General features: G+C 54.7%; 1 protein-coding gene. It reads left to right on the top strand.

Annotated features, from left to right (window positions below; all coding sequences use genetic code 11):
- A partial coding sequence (locus FS818_RS28540; RefSeq protein ID WP_145336788.1) for a condensation domain-containing protein occupies positions 1-243 on the top strand: 243 nt, incomplete at both ends.

Below are 243 nucleotides of genomic sequence, written 5' to 3'. Positions count from 1 at the left end.
CGCGAAGCGTATCCTGCCTCGCCTGCCCAGCAGCGGATGTACGTGGTAAGTCAGCTGGATCAGAAGGGCATGGGTTACAACATGCCGCAAGCGCTGGAGATCACAGGAGAGCTGGATGTTGCGCGGTTACAGGAGAGTCTAAATCGATTAACCGAGCGCCATGAAGCCTTCCGTACATCGTTTGTAATGCAAGAAGACCAGCTCATGCAACGGATCGCCGAGCAGGTGAATGTACCACTGGAA

Origin of the sequence: Paenibacillus xylanexedens, assembly GCF_007680605.1 — a bacterium.
GTDB lineage: Bacteria > Bacillota > Bacilli > Paenibacillales > Paenibacillaceae > Paenibacillus > Paenibacillus xylanexedens_B.
Note: the sequence above shows the minus strand (reverse complement) of the source record. Positions and strands in the feature narration are given on the sequence as shown.